The 4,364-nt window shown below is 71.0% G+C and carries 4 protein-coding genes and 1 pseudogene; 3 read left to right on the top strand and 2 right to left on the bottom strand.

Features of this window, described 5'->3' with window-relative positions; genetic code table 11:
• Positions 1-289 (top strand): annotated as a pseudogene (locus G6022_RS02310) (hypothetical protein); the annotation flags it as partial.
• A gap of 7 nt (positions 290-296) precedes the next feature.
• On the opposite strand, the gene G6022_RS02305 reads toward G6022_RS02310, so the two are convergent.
• Together G6022_RS02305 and G6022_RS02300 are read right to left on the bottom strand one after the other, a co-directional pair.
• On the bottom strand, positions 297-956 hold the full coding sequence (locus tag G6022_RS02305; protein ID WP_182609329.1) for a TrkA family potassium uptake protein: 660 nt from the start codon (positions 954-956) through the stop codon (positions 297-299).
• A 106-nt stretch (positions 957-1,062) separates the two neighbouring features.
• Positions 1,063-1,725: a TrkA family potassium uptake protein gene (locus G6022_RS02300; RefSeq protein ID WP_182609328.1), complete on the bottom strand. Its 663-nt coding sequence runs from the start codon at positions 1,723-1,725 to the stop codon at positions 1,063-1,065.
• 114 nt (positions 1,726-1,839) lie between these two features.
• Between G6022_RS02300 and G6022_RS02295 the strand changes: the two genes are divergently transcribed.
• Positions 1,840-3,831 (top strand): amino acid permease, encoded by a 1,992-nt coding sequence (locus G6022_RS02295; RefSeq protein ID WP_182638461.1) that lies wholly within the window; start codon positions 1,840-1,842, stop codon positions 3,829-3,831.
• On the top strand, positions 3,828-4,364 hold a 537-nt coding region (locus tag G6022_RS02290; protein WP_347238141.1), incomplete at its 3' end, for a TRAM domain-containing protein. The genes G6022_RS02295 and G6022_RS02290, both read left to right, overlap by 4 nt.

Here is a 4,364-nt window from a genome sequence, read left to right as displayed (position 1 = left end):
CAGTGCCGGAGGGAGCGGCGGTGCCGGAGCCCCGGGGCGCCGGGGCAGCGGCCTCCCGTGGCGCCGACGTGCGGACTCCGGGCCCGCACTGCGCGTGGAGGCGGCCTACTGCGCTGAGGTGGTCGGGATGACACTCGAGGCGATGGGTGTCCTGCTGCCGGCCGGCGACGCCAGTTGGTACGACCCGGGCCGATTCTGGAGCGGGGACGCGCTGCCGCTCGCCCCGGGGTGGGGCTACGGGCGGGAGGTCGCCGTCACCGTTCCCGGTGGAGGAAGCCGGGATCGGTGAGCGTGGGTCAGCCGCCGAGGACCGCGGTGCTCAGGTCCGCCTCCGCGGCCTCCGGCGCCACGACCAGCAACTCGTCGCCCGGTTCGAACGGCACGTCGGGTTCGGGGGCTATCACTCTTCCCCCGCGGAGGATCGCCACCAGCGCCGCGTCCCGGGGGAAGCGGACGCGTGAGACCGGTCTGCCCGCGAGGGGGGTCTGGTCCGGCAGCGTCACGCTCACCAGATTGGCGCCGCCGCGCCGCAGGGTCATCAACCGCACGACGTCCCCGACGGAGACCGCCTCCTCCACGACGGAGACCATGAGTCGGGGGGTGGAGACGGCCACGTCGACGCCCCAGCGGTCGTCGAACAGCCACTCGTTCCGGGGGTCGTTGACGCGGGCGACCACGCGGGACACGGCGAACTCCGTCTTGGCCAGCAGGCTCACGACCAGGTTCACCTTGTCGTCGCCGGTGGCCGCGACCACCACGTCGGACTCCTCCGCGCGGAGTCGTTCGAGGAAGCCCAACTCGCACGCGTCGCCGACGAGTTGCCGGGCACCGGTCACCCCGTCGCGGTCGAAGACCGCCGCGCGCTTGTCGACCAGCGTCACGGTGTGGTCGTTGGCCAGGAGTTCGCGTGCGATCGATCGTCCCACCACGCCGGCCCCGGCCACCAGGACCCGCATGGTGGAGGCGTGGAACGTGCGGGCGGGGGCGCGGTCCAGCAGGCCGGCCCCGTCGGCGTAGTCGGGGACCGAACCGTCGGGGACGGGATCGCCGGTCACGGGTCGGTCAGTCATCAGATGGTCCTCGCTCCAGGATGTCGTCGAGATCGTCGACCACGCCCGAGGGAACGGCGAGGTGGATCAGGTCGTCGGCCTGCACGAGAGTGCTGCCGCCGGGCACCCTGCACTCCCCGAAGCGGGTGAGCGCGACCACGGTGCCACCGACCAGATCGGCGAGAGACGCCAGTCCCACGCCGACCCACACCGACGGAGGGACGACGGCGACGAGCGACACCTCGCCGGTCTGATCGCGCCAGACCACCGGGCTCGACCCGGACGTGATGTACCGGATGAGGCGGCCGGTGGCCCAGGGCACCGTGGCGACGGTGGGAATGCCCAGCCGCTCGTAGACCTCGGCGCGTCCGGCGTCGTAGATCCGGGCGATCACCCGCTCGACGCCGAAGGTCTCGCGGGCCACCCTCGCGGCGATGATGTTGGAGTTGTCCCCGGAGGAGACCGCCGCGAACGCGTCCGCCCCGTGTAACCCGGCGTCGACGAGGACCTCGCGATCGAAGCCGAGCCCGGTGACGGTGCGTCCGTCGAACTGCTCCGCCAACCTGGCGAACGCGGCGGGGTCGCGGTCGATCACCACGACCTCGTGACCGCCCTCGTCGAGCTCGGTCGCGAGCGCCGCGCCGACACGCCCACAGCCCATGATGATGACCCTCATGGCCAGTACCGCTCCTCACGGTCCGCGACGCGCGGACCCGTCCCGATCACGCTACCCTCGTCGGCGGCGCTGTCCCTGCGGCACGCGGAGCCCTACGATGTGTCGGTGTCCAGGATCTCCAGGGTCTCCGTCGGAATCAAGCGCCTGCTGTTGGGGCGCCCCTTCCGCAGCGACACCACCGGGGACACCCCGCTGCGCAAGCGGATAGCGTTGCCGGTCTTCGCGTCGGATGCGTTGTCCTCGGTCGCCTACGCCCCCGAGGAGATCTTCCTCATCCTGTCGTTGGCCGGGGTGTCGGCGCTGGCGTTCACCCCGTGGGTCGGGCTCGCGGTGGCGGTGGTCATGGTGGTCGTGATCGCCTGCTACCGGCAGAACGTCCGCGCGTATCCGTCGGGCGGGGGGGACTACGAGGTCGCCACCGTCAATCTCGGGCCGAACGCCGGTCTGGGTGTGGGGGCGGCCCTCCTCATCGACTACGTGCTCACCGTGGCGGTGTCGATCTCGGCGGCGGCCGCCAACGTCGGCTCCGCGATCCCGTTCGTGCACTCGAACGAGGTGGTGTTCGCCGTCATCGCGATCGTCCTGCTCACCGCGATCAACCTCCGGGGCATCCGGGAGTCCCGCGCGACGTTCGCCATCCCCGTCTACGCGTTCATGGCGGCCATGACCGCGCTGGTGGTGTGGGGGTTGTTCCAGGTCGGCGTGCTTGGACGTGAGCTGAGGGCGGAGTCCGCGGAGTTCGAGCTCGTCACGCCCGACGGCGTGGCGGTCGCCGGGCTCGCGCTCGCGTTCGTGGTGGCCAAGTCCTTCGCCTCGGGCTGTGCCGCGTTGACCGGGGTCGAGGCCATCCACAACGGCGTGCCGGCGTTCCGCAGCCCCAGGGCCAGGAACGCCGCGACGACTCTGGTCATGCTCGGCGTGGTATCCATCTCGTTCCTGCTCGGGCTCATCGTGCTGGCCAACCAGCTCGGGGTGCAGGTCGCGGAGGACCCGGCCACCCAACTGATCGGTGCGCCGGAGGACTACCAGCAGAAGACGATGATCGCGCAGCTGGCCGACCCGGTCTTCGCGGGTCTCCCTGTCGCCTTCTACGTGATCATGACCATCACCGCCCTCATCCTGGTGCTCGCGGCGAACACCGCCTTCAACGGTTTCCCCGTGCTCGCCTCGGTGCTCGCGCGCGACAAGTACCTGCCGAGGCAGCTCGCCACGCGGGGGGACCGGCTCGCGTTCTCCAACGGGATCGTCCTGCTCGCCGTGGCGGCGATCGTCCTGGTGGTGGCGTTCGACGCGCAGGTCACCGTGCTCATCCAGCTCTACATCGTCGGGGTCTTCGTGGCCTTCACTCTGAGCCAGCTCGGCATGGTCCGCCACTGGACCCGGCGGCTGGGCAACGAGCAGATCCCCGCCGTCCGGCGACGGGTGCAGCGCGCACGGGCGGTCAACGCGGTCGGGTTCGTCCTCACCTCCGGTGTGCTGGTGATCGTCATGAGCACGAAGTTCTTCGCCGGCGCCTACATCGCGGTGCTGGCGATGCTGGCCGTGTTCGGGGTCATGAAACTCATCCATCGTCACTACGAGTCGGTCGCGCGCGAACTCGAGGACTCGTCCTGGGAGGTCGTCCTCCCGAGCCGCACCCACTGTGTGGTGCTGGTGTCCAAACTGCACCTGCCCACCCTCCGGGCACTCGCCTACGCGCGGGCGACCCGACCGGACACCATCGAGGCGCTCACCGTGAACATCGAGACGGCGGAGACCCGGATCCTGGTCCGCGAGTGGGAGAAGCGGCGGATCTCCGTGCCGCTCAAGGTGGTGGAGTCGCCGTACCGGGAGATCAACCGGCCGGTGGTCGACTACGTGAAACGATTGCGTGACCAGTCGCCCCGGGACGTCGTGATCGTGTACATCCCGGAGTACGTCGTGGGCCACTGGTGGGAGCAGCTCCTGCACAATCAGAGCGCGCTGCGTCTGAAGACCCGACTGCTGTACGAGAGGGGTGTCATGGTGACCAGCGTCCCGTGGCAGCTGTCGTCCTCGGACGGCCGCGCGGACCAGGCGCGTGACGAACCCATCATCGGGCGCTGGGGCGGACCGGAGGACCGATGACCCGGACGGAGAGAACCGACTGGACGGGGCGTGTGCTCCGGCTGCGCATCGAGGGCCCCGCGCAGGGCGGGGAGTTCGTGGCCCGGCATTCCGGGCGGGTGGTGTTCTGCCGGGGCGGGATCTCGGGGGAGCTGGTCGAGGTGATGATCCACGACGACCCGGGACGAGCCTTCTGTCGCGGCACCGTGACCGGCGTACTCGAGAGGTCGGTGGACCGGATCGACCCGCTGTGCCCCGCCGCGGCGGCGGGTGCGGGGTGCTGCGACTGGAGCCACATCGACCCGGCGGCCGCCCGTGCGTTCTCGGGGACCGTCCTGGCCGACCAGGCCCGCCGTATCGGGCGGATCCACTCCACCCCGGATCGCGTTCCGGTCGGGGTTCCCGCCGGCGACGGCGCGAGTACCGGGTGGCGGACGATCGCGCGGTGGGTGACGGGGTCCGACGGGGTGCCGGGCGTCCGGCGGTCGCGGTCGCGTGAGGTGGTGACCGAACCCTGTGTCCAGGCGGACCCGCGGCTCGCGGAGGCGGTCCGG

This window comes from Dietzia sp. Cai40, assembly GCF_014145165.1.
Taxonomy (GTDB): Bacteria; Actinomycetota; Actinomycetes; order Mycobacteriales; family Mycobacteriaceae; genus Dietzia; species Dietzia natronolimnaea.
The sequence above is the reverse complement of the archived record's forward strand: the minus strand, read 5'-3'. Positions and strand labels throughout refer to the sequence as shown.

Coding starts and splice junctions, on each gene's coding strand:
- G6022_RS02305 (WP_182609329.1), bottom strand. CDS start 956: ATGCGGGTCCTGGTGGCCGGGGCCGGCGTGGTGGGACGATCGATCGCA.
- G6022_RS02300 (WP_182609328.1), bottom strand. CDS start 1,725: ATGAGGGTCATCATCATGGGCTGTGGGCGTGTCGGCGCGGCGCTCGCG.